Source organism: Microbulbifer mixtoriginis (SeqCode), assembly GCF_052468275.1.
The window spans coordinates 163,316-186,214 of the sequence record NZ_CP174341.1 but is presented as its reverse complement, the minus strand read 5'-3'; the positions used below and the strand labels follow the sequence as shown (position 1 = coordinate 186,214).

The 22,899-nt window shown below is 48.9% G+C and carries 19 protein-coding genes; 7 read left to right on the top strand and 12 right to left on the bottom strand.

The genetic code is table 11. From position 1 onward, the window contains the following. Positions 1-114: 114 nt before the first annotated feature. The 4 genes from ACJJIC_RS00885 to ACJJIC_RS00870 form a co-directional block, all read right to left on the bottom strand. Complete coding sequence (locus tag ACJJIC_RS00885) at positions 115-1,362, bottom strand: sensor histidine kinase (protein ID WP_445357807.1); 1,248 nt, start codon at positions 1,360-1,362, stop codon at positions 115-117. Continuing rightward, positions 1,346-2,041 carry a response regulator transcription factor gene (locus tag ACJJIC_RS00880; protein ID WP_445357806.1) on the bottom strand — a complete coding sequence of 232 codons (696 nt, stop codon included), beginning with the start codon at positions 2,039-2,041 and terminating at the stop codon, positions 1,346-1,348. Before ACJJIC_RS00880 ends, ACJJIC_RS00885 begins: the two co-directional genes overlap by 17 nt. 103 nt (positions 2,042-2,144) lie before the next feature. After that, complete coding sequence (locus tag ACJJIC_RS00875; RefSeq protein ID WP_444908607.1) at positions 2,145-2,882, bottom strand: pteridine reductase; 738 nt, start codon at positions 2,880-2,882, stop codon at positions 2,145-2,147. After that, a complete protein-coding gene (locus ACJJIC_RS00870) occupies positions 2,866-4,086 on the bottom strand; it encodes a multifunctional CCA addition/repair protein (protein ID WP_444908608.1) in 1,221 nt (406 codons plus the stop codon). Before ACJJIC_RS00870 ends, ACJJIC_RS00875 begins: the two co-directional genes overlap by 17 nt. Positions 4,087-4,617: 531 nt before the next feature. On the opposite strand from ACJJIC_RS00870, the gene ACJJIC_RS00865 reads away from it, so the two are divergent. Next, the gene (locus tag ACJJIC_RS00865) at positions 4,618-5,190 is read left to right on the top strand and encodes a helix-turn-helix domain-containing protein (protein ID WP_444883633.1); all 573 of its coding nucleotides are present in this window, start codon (positions 4,618-4,620) and stop codon (positions 5,188-5,190) included. 82 nt (positions 5,191-5,272) lie between these two features. Here ACJJIC_RS00865 and ACJJIC_RS00860 read toward each other — a convergent pair whose 3' ends face one another. The 3 genes from ACJJIC_RS00860 to ACJJIC_RS00850 all read right to left on the bottom strand — a co-directional run bounded on the left by ACJJIC_RS00860 (position 5,273) and on the right by ACJJIC_RS00850 (position 10,236). Further along, positions 5,273-6,862 (bottom strand): SpoVR family protein, encoded by a 1,590-nt coding sequence (locus tag ACJJIC_RS00860; protein ID WP_444908609.1) that lies wholly within the window; start codon positions 6,860-6,862, stop codon positions 5,273-5,275. Continuing rightward, positions 6,856-8,139 (bottom strand): YeaH/YhbH family protein, encoded by a 1,284-nt coding sequence (locus tag ACJJIC_RS00855; RefSeq protein WP_444883634.1) that lies wholly within the window; start codon positions 8,137-8,139, stop codon positions 6,856-6,858. Before ACJJIC_RS00855 ends, ACJJIC_RS00860 begins: the two co-directional genes overlap by 7 nt. Positions 8,140-8,313: 174 nt before the next feature. After that, positions 8,314-10,236: a PrkA family serine protein kinase gene (locus ACJJIC_RS00850; RefSeq protein ID WP_252084352.1), complete on the bottom strand. Its 1,923-nt coding sequence runs from the start codon at positions 10,234-10,236 to the stop codon at positions 8,314-8,316. A gap of 355 nt (positions 10,237-10,591) precedes the next feature. Between ACJJIC_RS00850 and galE the strand changes: the two genes are divergently transcribed. From galE to ACJJIC_RS00835, 3 genes are all read left to right on the top strand, one after another. After that, complete coding sequence (gene galE / locus ACJJIC_RS00845; RefSeq protein WP_444908610.1) at positions 10,592-11,617, top strand: UDP-glucose 4-epimerase GalE; 1,026 nt, start codon at positions 10,592-10,594, stop codon at positions 11,615-11,617. Positions 11,618-11,768: 151 nt separating this feature from the next. Then, positions 11,769-12,266: an ABC transporter ATP-binding protein gene (locus ACJJIC_RS00840; protein WP_444908611.1), complete on the top strand. Its 498-nt coding sequence runs from the start codon at positions 11,769-11,771 to the stop codon at positions 12,264-12,266. A 77-nt stretch (positions 12,267-12,343) separates the two neighbouring features. Continuing rightward, positions 12,344-13,276 carry a hypothetical protein gene (locus ACJJIC_RS00835; RefSeq protein WP_444908612.1) on the top strand — a complete coding sequence of 311 codons (933 nt, stop codon included), beginning with the start codon at positions 12,344-12,346 and terminating at the stop codon, positions 13,274-13,276. A 91-nt stretch (positions 13,277-13,367) separates the two neighbouring features. Here the strand turns inward: ACJJIC_RS00835 and ACJJIC_RS00830 are convergent, their stop codons facing one another. From ACJJIC_RS00830 to ACJJIC_RS00810, 5 genes are all read right to left on the bottom strand, one after another. After that, positions 13,368-14,180 carry a symmetrical bis(5'-nucleosyl)-tetraphosphatase gene (locus ACJJIC_RS00830; RefSeq protein WP_444883638.1) on the bottom strand — a complete coding sequence of 271 codons (813 nt, stop codon included), beginning with the start codon at positions 14,178-14,180 and terminating at the stop codon, positions 13,368-13,370. 27 nt (positions 14,181-14,207) lie between these two features. Beyond that, on the bottom strand, positions 14,208-15,008 hold the full coding sequence (gene rsmA / locus ACJJIC_RS00825; RefSeq protein WP_444883639.1) for a 16S rRNA (adenine(1518)-N(6)/adenine(1519)-N(6))-dimethyltransferase RsmA: 801 nt from the start codon (positions 15,006-15,008) through the stop codon (positions 14,208-14,210). A gap of 44 nt (positions 15,009-15,052) precedes the next feature. Next, on the bottom strand, positions 15,053-16,048 hold the full coding sequence (pdxA, locus tag ACJJIC_RS00820) for a 4-hydroxythreonine-4-phosphate dehydrogenase PdxA (protein WP_444908614.1): 996 nt from the start codon (positions 16,046-16,048) through the stop codon (positions 15,053-15,055). 72 nt (positions 16,049-16,120) lie between these two features. Further along, entirely contained in the window at positions 16,121-17,443 is a 1,323-nt protein-coding gene (locus ACJJIC_RS00815) for a peptidylprolyl isomerase (RefSeq protein ID WP_444908615.1), read from the bottom strand. Positions 17,444-17,463: 20 nt separating this feature from the next. Beyond that, positions 17,464-20,061, bottom strand: a complete 2,598-nt coding sequence (locus ACJJIC_RS00810; protein ID WP_444908616.1) for an LPS-assembly protein LptD — start codon at positions 20,059-20,061, stop codon at positions 17,464-17,466. Between the two features lie 241 nt (positions 20,062-20,302). Between ACJJIC_RS00810 and ACJJIC_RS00805 the strand changes: the two genes are divergently transcribed. The 3 genes from ACJJIC_RS00805 to rpe are packed head-to-tail and all read left to right on the top strand — an operon-like array spanning position 20,303 to position 22,791. Continuing rightward, positions 20,303-21,364 carry an aminoglycoside phosphotransferase family protein gene (locus ACJJIC_RS00805; RefSeq protein ID WP_444899169.1) on the top strand — a complete coding sequence of 354 codons (1,062 nt, stop codon included), beginning with the start codon at positions 20,303-20,305 and terminating at the stop codon, positions 21,362-21,364. 37 nt (positions 21,365-21,401) lie between these two features. Next, positions 21,402-22,109 (top strand): nucleotidyltransferase family protein, encoded by a 708-nt coding sequence (locus ACJJIC_RS00800; RefSeq protein ID WP_444883644.1) that lies wholly within the window; start codon positions 21,402-21,404, stop codon positions 22,107-22,109. Positions 22,110-22,128: 19 nt separating this feature from the next. Then, positions 22,129-22,791: a ribulose-phosphate 3-epimerase gene (gene rpe / locus ACJJIC_RS00795; RefSeq protein ID WP_252084363.1), complete on the top strand. Its 663-nt coding sequence runs from the start codon at positions 22,129-22,131 to the stop codon at positions 22,789-22,791. The last annotated feature ends 108 nt before the right edge of the window (positions 22,792-22,899 follow it).

The window sequence follows — 22,899 nt, the reverse complement described above, 5'->3', positions numbered from 1 at the left end:
TTGTAATTGCTATTTAGGAAGAAAGAAAAAGCTGCACTCGAGATCGTATAAGGTATGGATGCCGATTCACTGTGCATATCGAGCGCATACGGTAAAAATTTGAATCTTAGAACGCTACTGTGTAAAAGACAGAGCGCACTGATAAGTATTGTTTCGACATTGGATTGAGATGGTCCAATTTAAGGCTTCACAGATTCTCGTGGCCAGGAAAAGGCCTTGACCAATACCATCACTGCCTTCCCTTTTTTGGCCGGGTAAGAGGGAGGTTTCTAGATCTAATTGGTTGTCTGTGGCGTTCTCAAAAAAGAGTGTGTCCCCCTTATAGGTAATAACCAATTCAGGGCTGGTAGCGTGCTGTAATGCATTGCTGATCAAGTTGTCGAAGAGCAGACTTACCAGGTGTCGATTGGCCAGGACTCTGACTTTGTGCCCTAACTTTAAATCAACATTAAAATGCTTTTGTACAATTAACTGGTGTTGAGCTAAAAGACGTTCCTCTAGTAAAGCGCACAACGGGATATCTTCCGACTGTAGAGACTCAGAGCGGGCGAGGGCTAATAGTGTCTTAACGGTTTTTTCCATACCGGTAACAGTTTCTAATAGCTCATTTTTCTCAGCTAAAGTCATTTCCCGATTTTGACTGAGAGCCAGCGTGCTTTTCAGAATGGTTAGCCCGGTGCGCAACTCATGGCTTGTATCCCGGGTAAACTCAGTTTCCCTGCGCAATGTTAGCTTGAGCTGGTTAAGAGTATCTTGCAACGTACTTGCGAGATAACCGATTTCATCTTGTTCATTGTTATAGGGCAGGGAAATTTGAGAATCGCAGTTTCTCTGCCGCTGAACTGCTTTAGCGAGGGTTACTACAGGCGCGATGGTTTTACGGGAAATACGAAAAGCACAATAGAGGGCTAAGAGTAGGGTCAAGATACAGGCGCTGGCAAAAAGCCAGAGAAGCTTTGAAGATTGTCGGGTAACAGTGAGCAATTCACTGACTTCAGCTACGAGAACGGCGGAATGGTTGTCCGGAAAATGTACTCTGCGTAAATGGAAGTGATGTTCAGTATCACTAAACCACTCAGCCTTTTCTGCATAGCTTGGTAAGGCAGTGCGCAGTTCGGCCGGAATTATTTTGCTTTCAGTGTATAGCGTTAAATAGGGTAGGCGTGGCTCTGGGGTCGCATTAGTCAGTCTTGCCTGCTGTTCGAGGTAGCGGACTTCTCCGGCCAATAAGTTATCGAGTAAATGGTCTTCAACTACATAGGCCACCATCATACAAATGGCAAAAAACACCAAGCATAGCAGCAGGGTAAAACTGCCAAAAATAGCGAAGACCTTCCTCTGTAAATTACTGGTTTCGCGCATTGGGAGTTTCCAACTGATAACCGAGATTGGTGATGGTTTTCAACATAGGGGCCTGGAAAGGCTTATCCAGTGTTTGGCGAAGACTATAAATGTGGGATTTTAAGGCGTCTGTTTCTGGGGGTTCATCACCCCAAATATGGTGGATTATTGCCGAGCGGCTTACTGGTGCTGGCGACGCCTGGGCGAGCATAGTGAGAATGCGAAAACCGATAGTTGTCAGGGGCAGAGGTTGTTTATCCCGGTAGGCCGTTTGCTGGCGCTGGTTTATCTGTAAATCACCGACCTTAATTTCTTCACTGGTATGCAGCTGGTGTCTACGTGCCAGGGCACGGCATCTCAGTATCAGTTCCCTTGGTTCGAAGGGCTTACATAAGTAGTCATCGGCACCGATACCAAATCCGCGTTCTTTATCTGCGAGAGCATCTCGGGCAGTTAACATCAGAATTGGCATGTTAACTAGCGCTTGTGCCTTGACCTTTTCGCAGACCTCTAAGCCGTCCATATCCGGCAGGCCCAGGTCGAGAATAATCAGGTCGAAGATTTGTTCCAGGGCCAGCTGTAAGCCCTGGCGGCCCCGCTGGGCATAATCTATCTGCCAGCCCTCAGCGTGCAGGAATTCGGCAAGCTGGCGGGCGATAGTGGGGTTATCTTCAATCAACAATATCTTCAGTGAGCGCACCGGCAAATCTCTTTTGGCAGAGGAAGTTGCAAAACATTCTGACAGAGTGCCGGTGAAATTGAAGTGAAGCCTCGTTGTTGGACTGTTTATTGGTTGGACTGCTCTAGATATTGAGGTTGCGGCCGCCGTCAACGGCAATAACCTGACCGTTGATATAGGGGGCGTCACAGACCAGGAAGCGCACGGTTTTGGCGATATCACTGGGGTCACCGGTTCGGGCCAAAGGAATGCGCTGGGTGATCTGTGCTTTCTTGGCTTCGTTAGTTGCCTCTTGCTCTGGCCAAAGAATGGCACCGGGGGCGACTGCATTGACCTGGACCTGGGGAGACAGCTCCAGAGCGAGGCTTTTTGTCAGCATTACTAGCCCAGCCTTGGCGGCGCAGTAAATAGTGTGCTCGGGCATCGGGCGCTCGGCGTGAATATCCGCCATATTAACAACGCAACCCTGTTGTTGGCTGAGTGTTTCTTTCAGGGCCTGAGTGAGAAAGAAAGGGGCTTTGAGGTTGCTGCCTACCAGCCGATCCCAGTCCTCCTCGGTCGCATTTCCCACAGGTGTGGGGTGAAATGCTGAGGCATTGTTGACCAGAACATCAATACTGCCCCAGGCCTCTTGTGCGCGTTGGGCCAGATTGGAACAGGCTTCGGCGCTATTCAACTCACTGTGCAACGCTATGGCAGAGTTGGGGCGACGTTGGTTCAGCTCGTTTGCCAGGGCCTTGGCAGCATCAGCCGAGTTGCGATAGTGAATAACAACTCTGTGATCTTTATGTAGCTCCTCAGCAATAGCACGGCCCAGGCGTGCGGCGGCACCGGTAATCAACACATTACGCAATGTAGTCATCCTTTACTTTGGCGATTGCCTTGATACGCTCCCGGTCCAATGCTTGCCCCAGTTTCGCACCCTGGTAGCCCTGTTTAATCAACTCCTCGGCAGTTACTGCCGCTGCCTCATCTCGAGCGGCGCGTAAAAATTCCACCTGTGGATAATCTCGATTCTCCAGCCCCTCACGACCTCGGGCATCTGCCTCACAGGCGCGAAGAAAGTTTTCAAATCGTTCGGGACGTCGAAAGGCATCCAGACTGCGGATCATCTTCATAATGCTCTGTGGGCGCAATTCGAAGGCTCTGTGGCAATGCAGGTGATATTCGCAGACCCCGACAGCTAGTGCAGTCAGGTCTTTTGGGGTACGCCAGCGCTCACAGACGGCCTTTACCAGGGGCACGCCGGCGGCCTCATGGCCGTGGTGACTGGGGAGAATCTCCTCGGGAGTCAGTCCTTTGCCCAGGTCGTGTAGCAGTACTGCAAAACGCAAGGGGAGCTCTGCCGGTGCGGCGCGCAGGGCTAGCAGTACGTGTTCTCCAGTGTCCACTTCGGGGTGGTGTTTGGGCGGCTGGGGAACACCAAACAAATTCTCTAATTCTGGTAACAGTACCGAGAGGGCACCGCAGTCTCGCAGTACTCGAATAAAAATATCGGGGTCTGGCTCGGTAAGCGCCCGGCTGACCTCTTTCCAGACTCTCTCGGCCACCAGATATTCCACTTCACCCGCTTCTACCATCTGGCGCATGAGTATCATGGTTTCAGGGGCAACGCTAAAGCCAAGGTGATGGTAGCGGGCGGCAAAGCGGGCCACTCGCAGAACTCTTAGCGGGTCTTCGGCAAAAGCAGGGGAAACATGGCGCAAAAGCCGTGCCTCCAGATCTTTCTGCCCGCCGTAGGGGTCAATTAGCTTGCCGTCGGTGTCTTCTGCAATGGCATTAATAGTGAGATCTCGCCGCAGGAGATCCTCTTCCAGGGTGATATTGGCATCGGCGTTAACGGTAAAACCGCCATAGCCGTGTCCGCTCTTTCTTTCGGTGCGAGCGAGCGCGTATTCTTCACCGGTCTCAGGGTGTAGGAATACTGGAAAATCTTTGCCGACTGGGCTGTATCCGAGATCCTGCATTCTATTTACATCTGCCCCAACCACTACCCAGTCACGCTCGGTGACTGGACGATTCAAAAGTCTGTCGCGCACTGCGCCGCCAACAAGGTAGATCTTCAAAAATTGTTCTCCAGAGCTGGAGATATCATTAATTCGGTAGGTGATTGTACTGCCATAAGTCCATTTATTCCGGCAATGTCCGCAGGGGTGCTGCTGGATAAGAATGCAGGGAAGGAGAGTCAGAGGTTTTGGCAAGATAAAAAAAAGGCCCCGAAAAAACAAGGGGGCCCAGGGTCTTAGGGTATTCGCTTAGCAAACATCTAATTGCCAATAGCGGGATCGCTGACTTACCGGCCATACCCGCTGGAGAGGATCTGGCGACACACTGGTACCGCTAAATCTGAAGTCATTCTATGTGACCTGTCATACCTGTCAACTATATCTTTTAGTATTTTTTGAGGGGGTTGTATCTCTGTTCGTTAACTAAATACATGGACCGAATTTCGGGCTGGTTTTGCAGCATTGAACAGCATAATTTATAGGGGCGATCCTGTTGGGCAGGATAATTTCGCGCCTGGCTTCGGGGGATGGAGTTGGGGCTTTTGAAATTGACTTGTTCGTCAAGGATTGCAGTTGTTGGGGAGAATAAATATGAGCGAACTACATGTGCTAACCACCGGGGAAGCGGCTCGGTATTGTGGGGTCAACTTCCGAACGGTGATTCGCTGGATTGAGCGGGGGCAGCTCAAGGCTTACAAGCTTCCTGGGCGTGGCGACCATCGGATTTGTGTAGAGGACTTCGTGGGTTTCCTGCGGGATAACTCTATGCCAGTGCCGAATGACCTGGCGGTACCCAGTCGCAAAGTTCTGTTGCTGACAACAGATCCGGAACTGACTTCTTCAGGCCTCCAGGCCTTGAAAAATATCGGCTGTGAAATTGAAGTGGCTGGTGACAGTTTCTCTGCGGGTGTTTTATTAGCTAATGCCAAGCCGGCGCTGTTGGTTGTCGATGCCGCATTGGTTGGTGACGGGGGCTTTCAGGTACTGGATTACTTGAGGTCGCGCAGCGAGTATAGCAGCCTGCGTATCCTGGTTGTGGCTGCTGAGGAAGATCTGGATAAAGCCCGCTGGCTGGATGCGGGGGCCGATGCCCTTCTGGCACATCGTGAAGAACGCGGTGAACTGGCTGCTAAAGCCAGGTTGCTGTTAGAGGCTGATCACTAAGCCAAGTTTTCTGCCTGGATTTATTCCTGGCCATTCGCCCCGTTTGCACGGGAGTTTTAACAAAAAGCTCCCGTGCAAAGATTCAGATAGGTTTCGGAATCAGCATTGACTCCTCTTCTCCTTCCTGCCGATCACGGCCCTGTTCAGGGCAGTGGAAGCTAGCCATAATTTCATCGCCGTTGAGGCTGTTTAGATGTATATCAAAACCCCAGAGTCTGTGTAGATGCCTTAAAACTTCCGGAGTATCTTTGCCAAGTGGCCGGCGGCGATGCTGGGTGTGATTTAAGGTGAGTGAACGATCTCCCCGTGTATCTACAGAGTAAACCTGTATGTTGGGTTCTCGATTACCCAAGTTGTACTGGCCCGCGAGATTCTCCCGAAGTTGTCGATAACCACTTTCGTCATGGATTGCACTGACAACAATTTCATTTTCCTGATCGTTGTCGCTGACACAAAAGAGTTTCATATCACGCATCACTTTTGGTGAGAGAAACTGTAGGATAAAACTCTCATCCTTGAAGTCGCGCATGGCAAACTGGAGTGTTTCTCGCCAATTGCTCCCAGCGATATCTGGGAACCAGCGGCGATCCTCATCGGTTGGTTCTTCACAGATACGCCGGAGATCACTAAATATACTGAAGCCCAAGGTGTATGGATTGATGCCATTGTAATAAGGACTGTCAAAACTGGGCTGATAGATCACGTTCGTATGACTTTGCAGGAACTCCATCATAAAGCCTTCAGTCACTCGTCCTCGCCGGTAGAGTTCTGTTAGCAGTGTGTAGTGCCAAAAAGTGGCCCAGCCCTCGTTCATGACTTGAGTTTGGCGCTGTGGATAAAAATACTGTGCGAGCTTGCGCACGATACGTACTAATTCTCTTTGCCAACCTTCAAGTAAGGGGGCATTTTTTTCGATAAAGTAAAGGAGGTTCTCCTGGGGTTCCTCCGGAAAACGTTTCTCATTGGTTTCCTCGGTGCCTTCTCCAAGTTTTGGGATCGTTCGCCATAGGTCGTTGAGTTGACGTTGCCGATATTCTTCACGCTCCTGTTGCTGGCGCTCTTCTTCAATAGCGGAGATGGGGTAAGGGCGTTTATAGCGATCCACGCCGTAGTTCATTAAGGCATGGCAGGAGTCGAGAATGGCCTCGACTTCATCAAGCCCGTGGCGTTCTTCACAGCGGGAAATATAATTTTTGGCAAAGATTAGGTAGTCGATAATACTACTGGCATCCGTCCAGGAGCGGAAAAGGTAATTGCCCTTGAAAAAAGAATTGTGCCCGTAGGAGGCATGAGCGATCACCAAGGCCTGCATTGTCATGGTGTTTTCTTCCATGAGGTAAGCGATGCAGGGGTTGGAGTTGATAACAATTTCGTAGGCGAGCCCCATTAAACCGCGCTGATAATTATTCTCAACACTTATAAATTGCTTGCCAAACGACCAATGGTTGTAGCCCACTGGCATACCCACCGAAGAGTAGGCATCCATCATTTGTTCTGAACTGATAACCTCAATTTGATTGGGGTAGGTATCCAGGCCAAATTCGTCTGCCAACGCGCCAATGGCGAGGTCATATTCCTGGATCAGCTCAAATGTCCACTCTGAGGTGGTAGAGATAGGGTTTGCTGATTCTGGTTTTTGCGAATCGCTGCCGCTGGCAAATGTATCTAGCATCGAGCGGTCACCTTCTGGCTGAACAGTTGACGGAACACAGGATAAATATCCTGCACATCCACAATTTGCTCCATGGCGAAGTGATTTGGGAATAGGGTACGCACACTTTCGTATTCTTCCCACAAGGCTTGGTGGTCTCTGGGAGTTATTTCCACGTAGGAGTAGTACTGTACATGGGGCATGATGTCGTCAATTAGGATACGATGGCAGGTGCTGGAGTCATCATTCCAGTTGTCACCATCTGAAGCTTGGGCGCCGTAAATATTCCATTCACTCTCCGGGTATCGATCGCGCATAATCCGTCTCATTAACTTCAAAGCGCTGGATACGATGGTTCCCCCTGTCTCACGAGAGTAGAAGAATTCCTCTTCATCCACTTCCTTGGCGCTAGTGTGGTGGCGGATAAAAACGACTTCTGTGTATTCATAACTGCGTTGCAGGAAAAGATAAAGCAGGAGGAAAAAGCGCTTAGCCATATCTTTAGTGGCTTGATTCATAGAGCCGGATACGTCCATAAGGCAGAACATAACCGCACGCGAACGAGGTTTTGGTTGTTTGATTAATAGATTGTATTTCAGATCAAAATCATCCAAAAATGGCACCCGCCCAACACGGCGGCGCAACTCAGCAATTTCGCCTTTCAGAGCCTCTATCTTGCGCTGATCGCGCAGAGCAGTATCTTTTTGTTCCTCTAACTCTAGGGATTTCTCCAGTTCACGGATATTTCGTCTTTTACTACTAGTGAGTGCGATACGACGAGCGTGAGCTGCTCTTAAGGAGCGAATGACATTTAGCCGACCAGGGGTGCCTTCGTTACTGATTCCAGCGCGGACAACTTGAAAGGACTCATTACCAGCGAGCCGCTGTTTAACCATGTTGGGTAGCTGTAGCCCTTCAAACATAAAGTCGAGAAATTCTTCCTGTGAAATTTGAAAGACAAAGTCATCCACTCCCTCGCCACTATCACTGGCTCCTCCGCCATTTCCATCACCACCTTTAGGTTGCTGGCGTGGAATACGATCCCCTGTGGTAAATTCTTTGTTGCCGGGTAAAACACGCTCGACATGCCCCCCTGAGCCATGTGAAAAAAGGGGTTCACTGATATCTCGGGTAGGAATGCTGATACGTTCGCCCTTGTCCATGTCCATTATGGATCGGCTGTTCATAGCGTCACCCACGGCTTTCTTTATATGGGCTTTATAGCGCCTTAAAAAGCGTTGCCGATTTACAGTACTTTTCTTTTTTCCATTTAGGCGGCGGTCGATGATATAGCTCATAGTTCTGCCTTTAGTCTGAATAAAACCATCTGGCAAGGCCACCATACAATCTATTCAGAAATGCTTTTGTCGTCTATTAGGCCCTATGGGGGGCCTAATAGACGAAATTTTTCAGCTCTAGGAAAATAGGAATAGATACTTGAAAGTTTCTATCCGTCATTGCAATTAATCCAGCTACTGAGATTTACGTACTCGGAGATACCATTCTGATAACAGACGAACCTGTTTTTCTGTATAGCCGCGTTCTACCATGCGGGCAACAAAGTCTGCATGCTTGCGCTTGTCATCCGCAGAAGCTTTGGTATTAAAGGAAATAACTGGCAGGAGATCCTCGGTGTTTGAGAACATCTTTTTCTCAATAACAGCGCGCAATTTCTCATAGGATCGCCAATCTGGATTTTTCCCCTGATTGTTGGCGCGAGCACGTAAAACAAAGTTGACAATTTCATTGCGGAAGTCTTTTGGATTAGAGATACCAGCAGGTTTTTCTGTTTTCTCTAATTCTTCATTTAGTGCGCCACGGTCTAGGATTTCCCCAGTCTCTGGATCTCGATATTCCTGATCCTGAATCCAGAAGTCCGCATAAGTGACGTATCTATCAAATAAATTTTGTCCATACTCGGCATACGACTCGAGATATGCGGTTTGAATTTCCTTGCCAATAAATTCTACATATCTTGGAGCGAGATATTCCTTGATGAATCCAAGATAGTTTTCTTGTATTTCTGGAGGGAACTGTTCTTGTTCTATTTGTTGTTCCAGGACATAGAGTAAATGCACAGGATTGGCTGCTACTTCTGTAGCATCAAAATTAAAAACTTTGGAGAGTATTTTGAAGGCAAAGCGAGTGGACAGCCCATTCATTCCTTCATCGACGCCGGCATTATCTCGATACTCTTGTATAGTTTTGGCTTTGGGGTCTGTGTCTTTCAGATTTTCTCCATCATAAATGCGCATTTTCGAGTAGAGGCTTGAATTTTCCGGGTTTTTAATCCGTGAGAGCACCGAAAATTGAGCCAACATACGTAAGGTGTCAGGCGCACATGGAGCTTTTGAAAGGGAGCTATTTTCCAGTAGCTTCTGATAGATTCGAATCTCTTCCTGAACCCGAACACAATAGGGCACTTTGACAATATAAATTCTGTCAAGGAAGGCCTCGTTGTTGCGATTATTCCGGAAGGATTGCCACTCAGACTCATTTGAATGTGCCAGAATAGTCCCATTAAATGGTATAGACCCGAGTCCTTCGGTGCTATTGTAGTTGCCCTCTTGGGTTGCGGTAAGGAGAGGGTGAAGCACCTTGATCGGAGCCTTAAACATCTCAACAAATTCCATCAGCCCTTGGTTGGCACGACAGAGACTGCCTGAAAAGCTGTAGGCATCTGGATCATTCTGAGGAAAATCCTCTAGTTTTCTGATATCAATTTTGCCAACCAGGGAGGAGATGTCCTGATTGTTTTCGTCGCCAGGTTCAGTTTTGGAGATGGCAACCTGATCAAGAATCGATGGGCGGATCTTAACTACCCGAAACTTACTGATATCACCTTTGAATTCATGAAGGCGCTTAACAGCCCAGGGGGACATGATAGTATTTACATAGCGTCTAGCAATACCGTAGTCTTCTTCAAGGATGCGCCCATCTTCATTGGGAGAGAACAAACTCAAAGGGGATTCAAAAACCGGAGACCCTTTTATTGCGTAAATGGGCACTTGCTCCATGAGTGCTTTAAGACGTTCTGCCAGTGAGGATTTACCGCCTCCTACAGGCCCTAATAAATAGAGTATTTGTTTTTTCTCTTCCAGCCCTTGAGCGGCATGTCGGAAGAAGGAGACGATTTGCTCAATTGCCTCCTCCATACCATAGAATTCGCCGAAAGCCTTATAGCGCTTGATAACCTTATTGCAGAAAATACGTGATAAGCGAGGATCGCGAGAGGTATCTATCAGCTCTGCCTCTCCAATGGCCATCAGCATTCTCTCAGCGGGTGACGCATAGGCACTGCGGTCTGTCTTACAGAGTTCCAGGTATTCTTGAATACTGAGCTCTTCATCCTGGATTGACTCGTATCGTTCCAGGTAGTGATTAAAAATTGTCATGGAATTTACCTCCCTGTAGCCTGGTGGGCAGAGTCCAGCGTCCTGCTTATCATTTTGAATCAGAGCACTGACTAGTTGTTTCGAAGACTGTATTTACTGTGGCTCCCGCAAAGTGTTTGATTGGCGGTTATCCAGTCATTACCTTGTTTGAGTGTTGCCCGGCATAAAGCGCTATTCATTATCGCCGTTGCTAACCTTGTCCTTCCCCGGATTCGATGAAACGGTTCCGGCTTTTCCAGCATAGCTTTTTGGTTCACTACGGCACTGGATTGTTATTCAGAGAGGTTGAATTTAATGGCAGTTTTGGTCTTTACTTACGACCCAGAAGAAGTAAGTGGGTTAATAAGGAACTGAAATGGCGATTTTAGTGACTGGCGGCGCCGGTTATATTGGTAGTCACACCTGTGTTGAGATGCTTTTGGCTGGATTACAGCCAGTAGTGGTGGATAACCTCTCCAATAGCAGTCGTGAGGCCTTAAACAGGGTAAATCTGATCACAGGTGAGGATATACCTTTTTTTGATCTGGATATTGCTGATAAGCCTAGGCTTCGCCAAGTATTTACTGATCACAAGATAAAGGCAGTAATTCATTTTGCAGGCCTTAAAGCAGTGGGTGAATCCGTGGCTCAACCTTTGCGCTATTACCAAAATAATGTGGCTGGTACCTTGGCACTTATGGAGGTGATGGAGGAGTTTGATACTAAACAAATTATCTTCAGTTCCTCAGCTACGGTCTATGGAGATCCAGAAACGGTACCTATACATGAAAGCTTTCCCACTGGCGCTACAAACCCATATGGTGCTAGTAAGCTGATGGTAGAGAATATAATGAGGGATATTTGCTCAGCGCCAGGTAACGGTTGGAAGGTAAGTCTTTTAAGGTATTTTAATCCAATTGGTGCACATAAGAGTGGTTTAATTGGTGAAGATCCTCGTGGTATACCTAATAATTTACTGCCTTATGTTGCCCAGGTTGCTGTTGGTCGGCGCCCATTCCTACAGGTTTTTGGGGATGGCTACGCTACGGTAGATGGTACTGGTGTCAGAGATTATATCCACGTGGTGGACTTGGCTCGAGGTCATCTTGCAGCTTTAAATATGTTGAGTAAACCCTCAACCCCCGTAGGTTGCTATACCCATAATCTTGGTACAGGCAAGGGAAACTCAGTATTAGAGGTAGTAAGGGCTTTTGAGGCGGCTAGTGGCAAGTCTATACCCTATAAAATTGTACCCCGTCGAGCGGGAGATATTGCTGAATGTTATGCAGATCCAACTCTGGCGGAGAGTGAGCTTGGCTGGAAGGCTGAGCATGGCCTGGAACGGATGGTAGAGGATACCTGGCGTTGGCAGTCTCAAAACCCAAATGGTTACGAAGCTTAAGTAACTATCTTCTCTGATTGTAATGCTGTGTAGTGGGAGGGAGTCCACTACTTACTGCCAATTCTCTAAGAACTTTGGAACTATTAACTCCACAAGGAGCCACTACTCTTTGTTATTTAGGATAGCTTATTCTTTATGGAGTGAAGAAGTTTTGAATCAATTGGTTGTTGATGCTCTATATGTTCATCGAGGAATAAACCGTGTTATTGAAAATCTGTCCTTCTCTGCCTCTGCCAGAATAATAAAAATATTGGGAAAGAATGGCTCGGGAAAGACAAGTCTTTTGCTTGGGATATCAGGTCTAATTCCTATATCCTCAGGTACTATTAATTTACTTGGGGAAATAAAAAGGTCAAACCGAAGAGGAAGGTGTGGAGTGTTTTCTGATGCGATCACCCTTCCAGGTTATTTATCTGTTGGGGAGGTCCTATCTGTTTGCCATATACAAAAAACTGACCATTTAAAAGAATTTAAAGAAGAGTTTTTGTGCGATATTCATTCTTGTGCAAAAGTTTCCGACTTATCGGAAGGGCAGCGAAGAAAAGTGGCTATAGTTTGTGCCTTATTTAAAGAAAATGGAGTTCTTTTATTGGATGAGCCTTTCAATGCGTTGGATGAGAACTCTAGCAGAGCTTTGATCGAGTACTGATCAAGTTATTCTGGAATGCTTATTTACGCGAGTCATAATTCCGTTTCTTTTTCAGAAAAAGAAACGGAGGTAATGTTGTGAGCCTGCCTTTGAATAACTTGTTGTTTGCAGGGGTTGCCTTTAGGCTGAGAGTTTGGGTTGAGGTAAATCAATGGATTTTAATTGGGCTGGCCTCAATAATAACCCCTGTATTGATGATGATTCATCTTCCTGTAAGCTTGCTCTTGACAGGAGAAGATGGAGATATAAGGACTTCTCTTTCTATTCTTCTAGTGGCGCATATTGTTTTTGCGGTTTGTGGAATTCTGTTGTCTCCTGAACCTGCGGAGTTAAAATGGTATTTGAGCTGCTTTCACCCTCTAGATCTGATTAAATCTCTATGTATAGTTCAGCTTAAATACAATCCACTTTTTTGGGCGTTATGGTTGCTTCCGCTCTTAGTGTTGGTGTACTTGGGGGAGCCATTTAGTATCTTAGGGTACCTGACTTGGTTTTTCTTATTCTGTAGCATCCAATTGCTTTCTTTTTTGTCTTTAATAGGGCTCAAATATAGACAAATCCTATTTTCACAATCAAGGGCAGTTTTATTAAAAAAATCGCGTATAGTCATCAGATTGCTAATCGCGTTTGCAATTACTATTTACTGTTATATGTTTGCGGCTAATGAGATTTTGATTGCCTTGCGTATTTTATTGGTAGTTGGCTCTTCAATAATTTTTACCTACGCAATAAATTCCATCTTGGAGGATGAGGCTGAAGTCAATTTTTGGATGATGATGAAATCTTGTGGAAAGGGTGAAATTGTTATTCAGGAATACTTCAAAGGTATCCTAATATCCATGCCTGGGATTATGGCAGTTGTCTTTATAAATGGGCTGGAGTCAGCGGCACATTTTTTGATTTATATGCTTGTTATAACGGGGTTCTCTTTACTTTCACTTTATAAGTGGGGGCGAGTTATTTTAGCTCCTTTAGTAGCTGTCTCCGGGGTGATATTGTTGAGCGTATAAACCCTCAAGTCAGGTATACAGCTCTAAGGACAAAACTAAATTTCTAGTAGCCTCCATTGACCTCTGAGATTTTTTATAGTTTTGTGGAGGCTCAGAGGCTGCAGTCTGTACAAAAAAACTCTTCGTCTCCCAGGCGCATAGCTGTTAGATATCCCCCCCATACACAGCCGGTATCCAAAGCATAGATATTTTCGGTATCGGCTCTTCCTTCAAGGGCGGCCCAGTGGCCAAAAATTATTTTGTCATTTTTGGTCTTTCTATTAGAAAAACTAAACCAGGGCTTGTAATCACCATGGGATGCCTGAGGCCCACGCTTGGTAACAAGGTCGAGGGTGCCATCCTCCTTGCAGAGGCGCATGCGCGTGAAATAATTGGTAATTGAACGAAGCCGCTCAATTCCGATTAGGTGATCATCCCAGCAGTGGGGTTCATTACCATACATGCCGTAAAAAAAAGCCTTTGCCATGGCTTCATTCGAGAGAGCATGCTCTACCTCACGAGATAGCTTTTGGGCTTTGGTAATACTCCAGATAGGGGGGATACCGGCGTGGACCATAGTGTATCCCTTTTTATGTACCATTAAGGGAAGGGTCTGTAGCCAGCTTAACAGACGATCTGAATCTTTTGCCCTTAGAATCTTTGCGAGATCTTGCTCTTTCTCTGCAAGATGCTTGGCCCCATGTGCCAAGGCCAAGAGATGCAGATCGTGATTGCCGAGAACAGCGGTAACTTGATAACGGTGTTCATAAAGAAAGCGTAAAGTACCCAGACTGTCTTCGCCACGGTGCACTAAATCTCCGGCGATCCATAGTTTGTCACTGTCAAAACTAAAATGGATTTTCTTTAATAGGCGCTTTAAAGATTCGAAACAACCCTGAATGTCGCCAATAGCATAGGTAGCCAAACTCTTATCTCCCGAGGCTTAACTTGCTCAGTGTTGTCCAAGTTTTGTGCAGTAATTTGATAGCTGTACAAACTCTTGCACACTCAGAGTTTCTGGGCGACGGCTGGCATCCACTGGCAGTTGATCTGGATCGAGATCTGGGAACAGGGGCTTTAGTGCATTGCGCAGTGTTTTACGGCGTTGCTGAAAAGCGACATTGACGATTCTTTCCAATAGTTTTTCATCTTCGGCAATGTAGGGGATCTTGCTATGGGGTATTAGACGGACAATAGCAGACTCCACTTTAGGGGCTGGCCTGAAGGACTGAGGTGGTACTGGAAATAGCCCTTGAACACGGCAGTAATACTGTACCATTACTGTGAGACGGCCATAGGACTTGGTGCCAGGGCTGGCTCCGAGGCGATCGACTACCTCCTTTTGCAGCATAAAGTGCATGTCCTGCACTTTGCTTTTGAAGCTGAGCAAATGAAATAAAAGAGGCGTGGAAATATTGTAGGGGAGATTGCCAACAATACGCAGAGGGTTCTCACCGGCAAATTCTCCAAAATCGAATTTCAATGCGTCTCGCTCAATAATCTTGAAATCAGGGTAGTCCCTGAATTTAAATTCCAACAGAGGAATCAGGTCCCGGTCCAGTTCCACGGCTGTGAGTGAGGGACAACGTTGTATTAGCAATTCGGTAATAGCCCCTTGGCCAGGGCCTATTTCGACCAATTTATCGGTTTCTTTAGGGGCTATTGAACGAACTATACGCTCGATGATATTCCCGTCGACCAAAAAGTTCTGGCCAAAACGCTTGCGTGCCTTATGTTGGAAAAAATTGTCCATTAATTAATCTGCAATTCAAATAGTGGTATTAGGCAAACAGGATGTTATATCACCTGCTGTTTCCGAAGTTGTGCCAGTTCTATTGCCTGAGTGAGGGCAGCTTCGAGACTGCCACAACTGGCTTTGCCAGTGCCCGCCAAGTCCAGGGCGGTGCCATGATCGACCGAGGTGCGAATATAAGGTAAACCCAGGGTGATATTAACCGCCTTGCCGAAGCCATGAAATTTTAACACTGGCAGGCCCTGATCGTGATACATAGCAAGTACTGCATCGAAATGCTCTAACTGGGGTGGGGTAAACAGTGTGTCTGCCGGTAGTGGCCCGGTCAGATGAAGGCCACGTTGACGCAGCCTTTCCAGTGCTGGCTGAATCACTTCGATTTCTTCCCGGCCCAAGTGGCCCCCCTCTCCAGCATGGGGGTTCAATCCACAAACCCCAATGTGAGGTGAATGGATACGGAACTGATCACGCAGACCGCCGTGTAGAATCTCGGTGATGAGCTCCAGACGTTTGCCAGTTATTGCTGTGCTCACATCTTTAAGTGGAAGATGTGTGGTGACAAGGGCTACTCGAAGCTCCTGCGCAGCCAGCATCATGACGACTTGTGCTACGCCTGCTCGCTCCGCAAAAAACTCGGTATGGCCACTGAAGGGAAATCCAGCTTCATTGATTACCCCTTTATGTACAGGGCCCGTCACTAGCGCATCAAATTGACCATTTTGGCACCCATCTGCGGCTATCTCCAATGTCCTCAATACATAGAAGGCGTTGGCGGTGTTTAGCTTTCCAGGTAGGGATGGCTGCTTTAAAGGGCTTTCTAAAATATAGAGACTACCTGGTGCTGTTTCCGACAGCGGGGTTTCTTCAGAGAAAGATATAAGCTGAAGGGGAAGTTTTAGCTTTTTAGCAGCCCGTTCCAGCAGGCTTGGGTCTGCAATGGTAATCAGTTGTGCAGGGCTGCCATGCTGAGACAATTTTACACATATCTCTGGGCCAATACCGGCGGGTTCTCCGGGGGTCAGCGCGATTCTGGGTATCATAGAGGAGTCACACTTTATACGAATAAAAAACCGGGCGCTTTGGCCCGGTCTTCGAGGTCTTAAAAAGCGCTTTTATTGCGCTTCCTGTTCAGGACCTTCTTGCTTTTCATCTTTTAATTTAATTTCTACATAAGCCTGGTCGCGGATTTCCCTGCGCCAATTTTGCAGTTCTTCTTCATAGCGGCGGTTGCGTAAGAGGTTGGCAGCCTGGTTGCGAATATATTGATCGGTCATATCTTGTTTGCGCCGCCCCTCGACCATCAGGATATGCCAGCCGAATTGGCTGCGAAATGGCAGGCTGATTTCGCCGATGCCGGTGGTGTTCATGGCCTGGGTAAATTCAGGCACAAATTGTCCTGGCATAGACCAGCCGAGATCACCGCCGGACAGCATGGAACCAATATCTTCGGAATTCTCGCGAGCGAGCTCGGTAAAGTTATCGCTAGCCATCGCCTCTTCTCGCATGGCTACCAGCTTGTTGTAGGCTTCATCATCTGTGAGGATGGCTGAGGGTTTGAGCAGGATATGACGAACTTTAGTCTGCTCCACTAGTTGCTCGCTGGCACCTTTTTGTGCATGAATCTTGAGCAGGTGGAAGCCGGCATCACTGCGGAAGGGCTCAGAGATATCACCTACCTTGAGGCCGCTTAGAGCATCAGCAAATAGGGTGGGGAGTTCCACTGTTTTGCGCCAACCCAGGTCGCCGCCGGCGAGGGCATTCTGTCCAGCTGAATTGGCGATTGCCAGGCGACGAAAATCTGTGCCATCGCGAACCTGCTGAACCAGCTCCTCGGCTTTCTCACGAGCTTGGGTAACTTCGCTGGCAGGTGCACTGGAGCTGATGGGGATCAAGATATGTCCCAGCTCATACTGAGGGGACTTCCAGAACTCGCCCTCTTTAGAGCGAAGGAAATTGTCGATGTCTTGGTCGGTGATCTGGATTCGGCGGTTGACGCTGCCTTGTTCTACCCGGCGGATCATCAGTTCCTGACGGATCTGCTGGCGAAAGCTCTTCATAGTCATGCCATCGGCACGCAGGCGCTGACGAAATTCTTCAGGGCTGACACTCGCATTTTGTTGAACGCGAGCAATGGCTTGATCGAGCTCGGACTCAGATACTGTAATGCCCGCACGGGAGGCCATCTGTAGCTGTAATCGCTCGATAATCAGTTGTTCCAGTACCTGGCGGCGCAAAACATCTACAGGCGGTGCTTGGACTTGCTGTGCTTGAATCTGGCTGGCAATAGTGTTCATGCGCTGGGCTAGTTCACTGGCCATGACTACATCTTCATCAACAACGGCGACTACCCGGTCCAGGGTTTGTACTTGCGCTGTGACCGTGCCGGCGATCAGGGCGCAAGCAGCCAGAACGGATGACAAGCCTAATCTCGGCATAAATTTCTGCATTATTTTCATCACGGTTTCAGCTTTTCTCTCTGGTCAAAATTGGCAATTCCTTGGCTAAGCATCTGGGTGACCGTTGCGCCAAATCCTGCTAGACCCTTCAGTTGTATTTCGAGGTAGATACCTTCATCGTATTGGAGGTCTTCAGCTCTAACAACACCGGCTAGGTCATTGTCTAGGGTTCGGCGCCATAAAAGGCGTGCACGATAGCAGCAGTCGTCATATTCGATACCTGCCAGGTATTCCAGTTCCCGGTTCAATGACAAATCGTAAGCTGCGCCAGCCATTATAGAAGTGTGCGTGTTGATAGGCAGTACAGTGGAGCTGTTCAGCTGGCGCGTAGGGCCGACCTGCTCAACACCGTCCTTATTGATAAATGTGACATTGTCACGCTTATAGTAGTAACTGAGGTTAAAAATACGCGCTTCATCATCAAAGTAGCGCAAGCTGAAGTTGCCGCGGTTGACATTGTGCTCTGTGTCATCGTAGACCAGCTCACTGCCAATACGTAGGGATTGAATTGGGCGGCTTTCCAGTCTGGCGGCAAGCTCAGAGCGAGGGGTTTCTTCGATAAGCTCGCGCAGACCAATCTGGGTATCGCTGGAGTAGAAAACCTGGCCGACACTTGCAGACAGCAAGTCACGGCCACTAATAGGCTCAATAAAGCGGGTGGTTAGCCCCAGAGCAACCCTACTTGCATCGTCAATACGATCATTGCCGGTAAAACGGCTGTGGCGAAATAGCTGGTCGTAGCTGAAGGTGAACAGTGAGGTATCGTAGAGTAGATTGTTACTTTGAGGATCAATGGGGCCTAGGTTATTGATATCAGCACCAGTGATATTAAAAAAATCCTCTTGTTTGGCATTGCTACTAAGCAACCCGTACAAGCGGGGCTCTAGAGTCTGGATATACTCATGATTAAAGGCGAAACTATCTCGCTCGAAGTAGAGGCCGGTGTCCAGAGTGAGCTGCGCAGCAGAGGCGCTGGGGGTGTCGTTGGTGCCCTCTGGTAGGAAGGTATCACTGACTTGGTAACCCAGATAGCGGCCTGCCAACCCCGGCTTAAAGTAACCCCAAAGCCACTCCTTATCCCAAAAAAGCTCATAGTCCAGTCGCAAGCGGTCTGCGGTGATAAAGTCTCTTGTTCGTTCAGTGACACTGTCGGGGTCATCAATATCTCTAATAAACCTAATCGTCTGAGTGTCCTGGTGCCGCCATACAGTGGCTTCATTTTGTAAGGCTAGTTGCCAGTCACCCCAGCGGTAATTGCCATCCACATCTAGCCGAGGCAGCTGGGCGAAAGTATCGAAACGATCATTTTCCAATACTTGGTAATCCTGGGCACGAAGGCTAATCGCCCAGTTTTCAAAAGTGAGTCTACCCTGGGCTTTTTGACTAACCTGGGTTTCCGCGTTGATATCAAGGTTGGCGGTACTCAAATCGCGAAAATAGTCTGGATCGCTCACCTTGGTGTAGTCGATGTCGGTACGCCAGATACTGCCGCTATAACCGCCCTGCTGTTCCAGGTTGACCAACCAGCGATCGTCCCCTTTGTAAGGTAGAACCAGATCCTCAGGGAAGCCCCGGTCAATCAATTCCTGGGCGAGACCACTATTGCCGCCCTTATCATTGGGAAGGTCGGCTAGGCGTATTTCGGTGTTGAACACAGGGCTTAGGTGGCGGAATTCTACTTCCAGACCAGTGCCGCGATACTGGATATAGCGTGGAGTGATGGTCGCATCCATCTCCGGGGCGATGTTCCAGTAATACGGAACAGATAGGTCCCAGCCATTCTTATCGCTGTTGCTTAGAGAAGGAAAAAGGAAGCCCGACATGCGCGCATCGCCCACCGGGAAGCGAAAATACGGGAAATAGAGTACGGGAACATCCAGTATCTCCAGGCGTACATCCCTTGCGGTTCCCTGACTCTCCACTTGATCGATATTGATTTCTCCGCCACTCAGGCGCCAGAAAGCCCGGCCCGGCTCACAGCGTGTATAGGTGCCATCGGTAAGGGTCAATTCACCACTGGTCTGACGTGCGACTTGGGCGGCGTCACCATGAATAAATTCGTCGTGTACAACGTATGTTGCGTCCTCAATGGAGGCCGCTTCGGTATCGGTGTGAACCTCTGCCGAGTCCCCTCGAACGAGTAAATTGGGTTCGCGCAGTTCGATAGCGCCACTTAGGAAAGCGGTGTTGGTCTGGCGGTTGAGGGTCACTTCATCGGCAAATAATTGGCGATAGCCTTGGGTGATATGGACGTTGCCAATTAGTTCAGCAGATCCGTCATCGAGGATGCGAGACTGCTCGGCTGTGGCACGTAGTGGCGCGTCTTCAGGGGGCAAGTTGGCATCGGGGTAATCCCTAGGCGGTTCGATAAAGGCTCCGGAGCAAATCGCCGGTACTCTGGCGCTTTCCTCAGGGGTCAATTCAGAACGTGGTAACCAGTCTAAGTACAGGTAGGGGTTGTATTCAGGATCTACGGCGGTTTGGTCCGCATGAGTCCATATAGGGTGCGCGGCCAACAAACCGAGGGCTAGAGAGTGGGCTCGTGGATTCTGAGCTATTGCTAGAGCGAGGCGACGCCACCGGGAGACTTCAAGCATCAATCGATAGGTTCCGGCTATTCTTTGGTGTTTCTTGTATCGGCAGATGCGTGCGACAGCTATCCAGCCGGGGCGCGCAAAAAATTATCGCCCGATTCTACTTGAATGTAGAAGTGGTTAATAGCCGCACAGATGGTACGGATGTAAGAGGCGAGAGTGTTATAGTCGCTTCAAGCTCCCTGGGGCAGGGTTTCAATACGAGCTGCTTAATGGGAAACTGCCGCGATAGAAAGAATCATTGATGGGCCGAACAATAAATGAAGGGTGTACTGTGAGTGATGACCTGCGACAAGAGGCTTTGGCTCTTTGGGTGGGTAAGGCTTTGGAAATTGAATTTCCAGCAGACTTGGCCAACCTTGCCGGGGATGCGGGCTTTCGGCGCTATTTCCGCACTTCTACCGAGCCGAGGTTAATCGCTGTTGATTCTCCACCTGAGTGTACTAACCCGGCCCGATTTGTAGCAGTTGCCGATTATCTGCGGCGCAATGGTGTGCACACACCCATGGTAATAGCAGCTGATACAGCCAATGGGTACCTGCTATTGGAAGACTTGGGTGATACCCAATTATTCGATGTGCTGAGTAATGACAGTGTCGAGGGACTCTATGCGGAGGTAATGAGTGAGCTGCTGAGTCTCCAGCAGATACCCCGTACAGAGGATTTGTTTCCAGATTACAACCGGGAACTATTGCTGACAGAGATGCGTATTATGCCCGAGTGGCTGGTAGGCAAGTTACTCGGCTACTCTCTGAGTGAAGTGGAAAACCGCCTGCTGCAAGAGACCTTTCAGCGGTTGCTGGAGAGTGCTGCAGGCCAACCGCAAGCTCTAGTGCACAGAGACTACCACAGCCGTAATTTAATGATCCGTGGAGGTGAGCGCCCTGGAATCGTGGACTTCCAGGATGCCGTGTGGGGACCGATTACCTACGATTTGGTCTCTCTGTTGCGAGACTGCTATATCCGCTGGCCACGCCAGCGGGTCGAGCGCTGGGCTTTAGCCTATGCCGCTACTGCAGAAGCTGCTGGGGTGCTGGAACCTGTCGAGCCTAAAGAGTTCTTAACTTGGTTCGACTGGATGGGGCTCCAGCGTCATATTAAAGTGCTGGGCCTTTTTCCACGTCTATCATTGCGCGATGGCAAGCAGAACTACCTGGGGGATTTGCCGCTGGTGATACGCTATGTACTGGAAACTGCTGGGCGCTATGAGGAGCTTCAGCCGTTTGCGCAGTGGTTTGAGCAACAGCTACTTCCGCTTATAGAGCAGCAGCCTTGGTACAGTGATTATCGCTATGCCGGTGAATAGCACTAATAAGCTGTATAAAAACTGATAGATGAATTGAATGACTCAGCTCACTGAGATAGCCCCAACAACCGCTATGGTCTTGGCTGCGGGCTTTGGGCGTAGAATGCGCCCCCTTACTGACCAAACCCCCAAGCCTTTGTTGTCTGTGGCGGGCAAGCCGCTCATTGAGCATGTGCTTGAGCGACTACAGGCTGTGGGAGTTCAACGGGTAGTGATCAACCTGGGCCATTTGGGCCATAAGATTCGTGATTACCTGGGGAGTGGTGATCGCTGGGGACTCGATATCCAGTATTCTGTGGAGCAAGAAGACCGACCCCTTGAGACCGCTGGGGGTATTCTCAACGCGATGCCGCTGCTGGGAGAGGGCCCATTCTTTGTGGTTAATGGGGATGTTTGGTGTGACTTTGACCTTTCGCAGTGGGTGAATCGCCCCTTACCTGAGGGCTGCCCCGGCCGACTTTTGATGGTGCCAAATCCTCCACATAACCCCGAGGGAGACTTCGGAATTGATAATGGCCTACTGTCTGGAACTGCCAAGCCCCGCTATACCTTTGCCGGTATCAGTTGGCTGCGCCCCGAGGTGTTAACCCGCTACCCCAAAGTGCGTGAATGCTTCGGCCTTGGCGAGGTCTTTACTTTCAATGAGGACAAACTACAGGCGGACTTATACCCTGGGGACTGGTGTGATGTGGGCACCCCCGAGCGCCTGGAAAACCTGCATTGCCGCCTGAGCGCGGAAAATTGAGTTACTGAAGGAAATAATGATGTCAGATTACAAGATTGCCCCCTCGATTCTTTCCGCCGACTTTGCCCGCCTTGGTGAAGAGGTGGACAATGTGTTAGCCGCTGGTGCTGACTGGGTGCACTTCGATGTGATGGACAACCACTATGTGCCCAACCTCACCATCGGCCCAATGGTGTGCCAGGCGTTGCGCAAGCATGGTGTCGAGGCGCCCATTGATGTGCACCTGATGGTGGAGCCGGTAGACGATATGATTCGCATGTTTGCCGATGCGGGCGCAAGTTATATTACTTTCCACCCCGAGGCTTCGCGACACCCGGACCGCTCCCTACAGTTGATCCGCAGTCTTGGCTGTAAGGCCGGTTTGGTCTTTAACCCAGCCACAGGACTGGATGCGGCCAAGTATGTGATGGACAAGCTGGATATGATTTTGTTGATGTCAGTCAACCCTGGCTTTGGTGGGCAAAAGTTTATTCCGGGCACTCTGGAAAAACTGCGCGAGGCGCGCCAGTTGATCGACGCTTCTGGTTACGATATTCGCCTTGAGATCGATGGCGGGGTCAACCGTGACAATATTGCGGAGATTGCCGCAGCCGGCGCGGATACTTTTGTTGCAGGCTCTGCAATCTTCAATGCCCCTGACTACGCTGAAGTGATCGGTGCTATGCGCGAAAGCCTGTCCTGAGAAAAACTTGGCGGGCAGCCTCTTGCCCGCCGCATACGGGATTTGTAAACTTGTGCGCCTGCACAGAGGGAATTTCCGTGAATCACACTATCCCCACATCCAGCAGTT

Excerpts from the sequence above, each read along its gene's own strand:
- ACJJIC_RS00850 (WP_252084352.1), bottom strand. The coding sequence starts at position 10,236 with ATGACAATTTTTAATCACTACCTGGAACGATACGAGTCAATCCAGGAT.
- rpe (WP_252084363.1), top strand. The coding sequence starts at position 22,129 with ATGTCAGATTACAAGATTGCCCCCTCGATTCTTTCCGCCGACTTTGCC.
- ACJJIC_RS00875 (WP_444908607.1), bottom strand. The coding sequence starts at position 2,882 with ATGACTACATTGCGTAATGTGTTGATTACCGGTGCCGCCGCACGCCTG.
- ACJJIC_RS00810 (WP_444908616.1), bottom strand. The coding sequence starts at position 20,061 with ATGCTTGAAGTCTCCCGGTGGCGTCGCCTCGCTCTAGCAATAGCTCAG.
- ACJJIC_RS00800 (WP_444883644.1), top strand. The coding sequence starts at position 21,402 with ATGACTCAGCTCACTGAGATAGCCCCAACAACCGCTATGGTCTTGGCT.
- ACJJIC_RS00805 (WP_444899169.1), top strand. The coding sequence starts at position 20,303 with ATGGGCCGAACAATAAATGAAGGGTGTACTGTGAGTGATGACCTGCGA.
- galE (WP_444908610.1), top strand. The coding sequence starts at position 10,592 with ATGGCGATTTTAGTGACTGGCGGCGCCGGTTATATTGGTAGTCACACC.
- ACJJIC_RS00855 (WP_444883634.1), bottom strand. The coding sequence starts at position 8,139 with ATGAGCTATATCATCGACCGCCGCCTAAATGGAAAAAAGAAAAGTACT.
- rsmA (WP_444883639.1), bottom strand. The coding sequence starts at position 15,008 with ATGGACAATTTTTTCCAACATAAGGCACGCAAGCGTTTTGGCCAGAAC.
- ACJJIC_RS00885 (WP_445357807.1), bottom strand. The coding sequence starts at position 1,362 with ATGCGCGAAACCAGTAATTTACAGAGGAAGGTCTTCGCTATTTTTGGC.
- pdxA (WP_444908614.1), bottom strand. The coding sequence starts at position 16,048 with ATGATACCCAGAATCGCGCTGACCCCCGGAGAACCCGCCGGTATTGGC.
- ACJJIC_RS00865 (WP_444883633.1), top strand. The coding sequence starts at position 4,618 with ATGAGCGAACTACATGTGCTAACCACCGGGGAAGCGGCTCGGTATTGT.
- ACJJIC_RS00815 (WP_444908615.1), bottom strand. The coding sequence starts at position 17,443 with ATGCCGAGATTAGGCTTGTCATCCGTTCTGGCTGCTTGCGCCCTGATC.
- ACJJIC_RS00860 (WP_444908609.1), bottom strand. The coding sequence starts at position 6,862 with ATGCTAGATACATTTGCCAGCGGCAGCGATTCGCAAAAACCAGAATCA.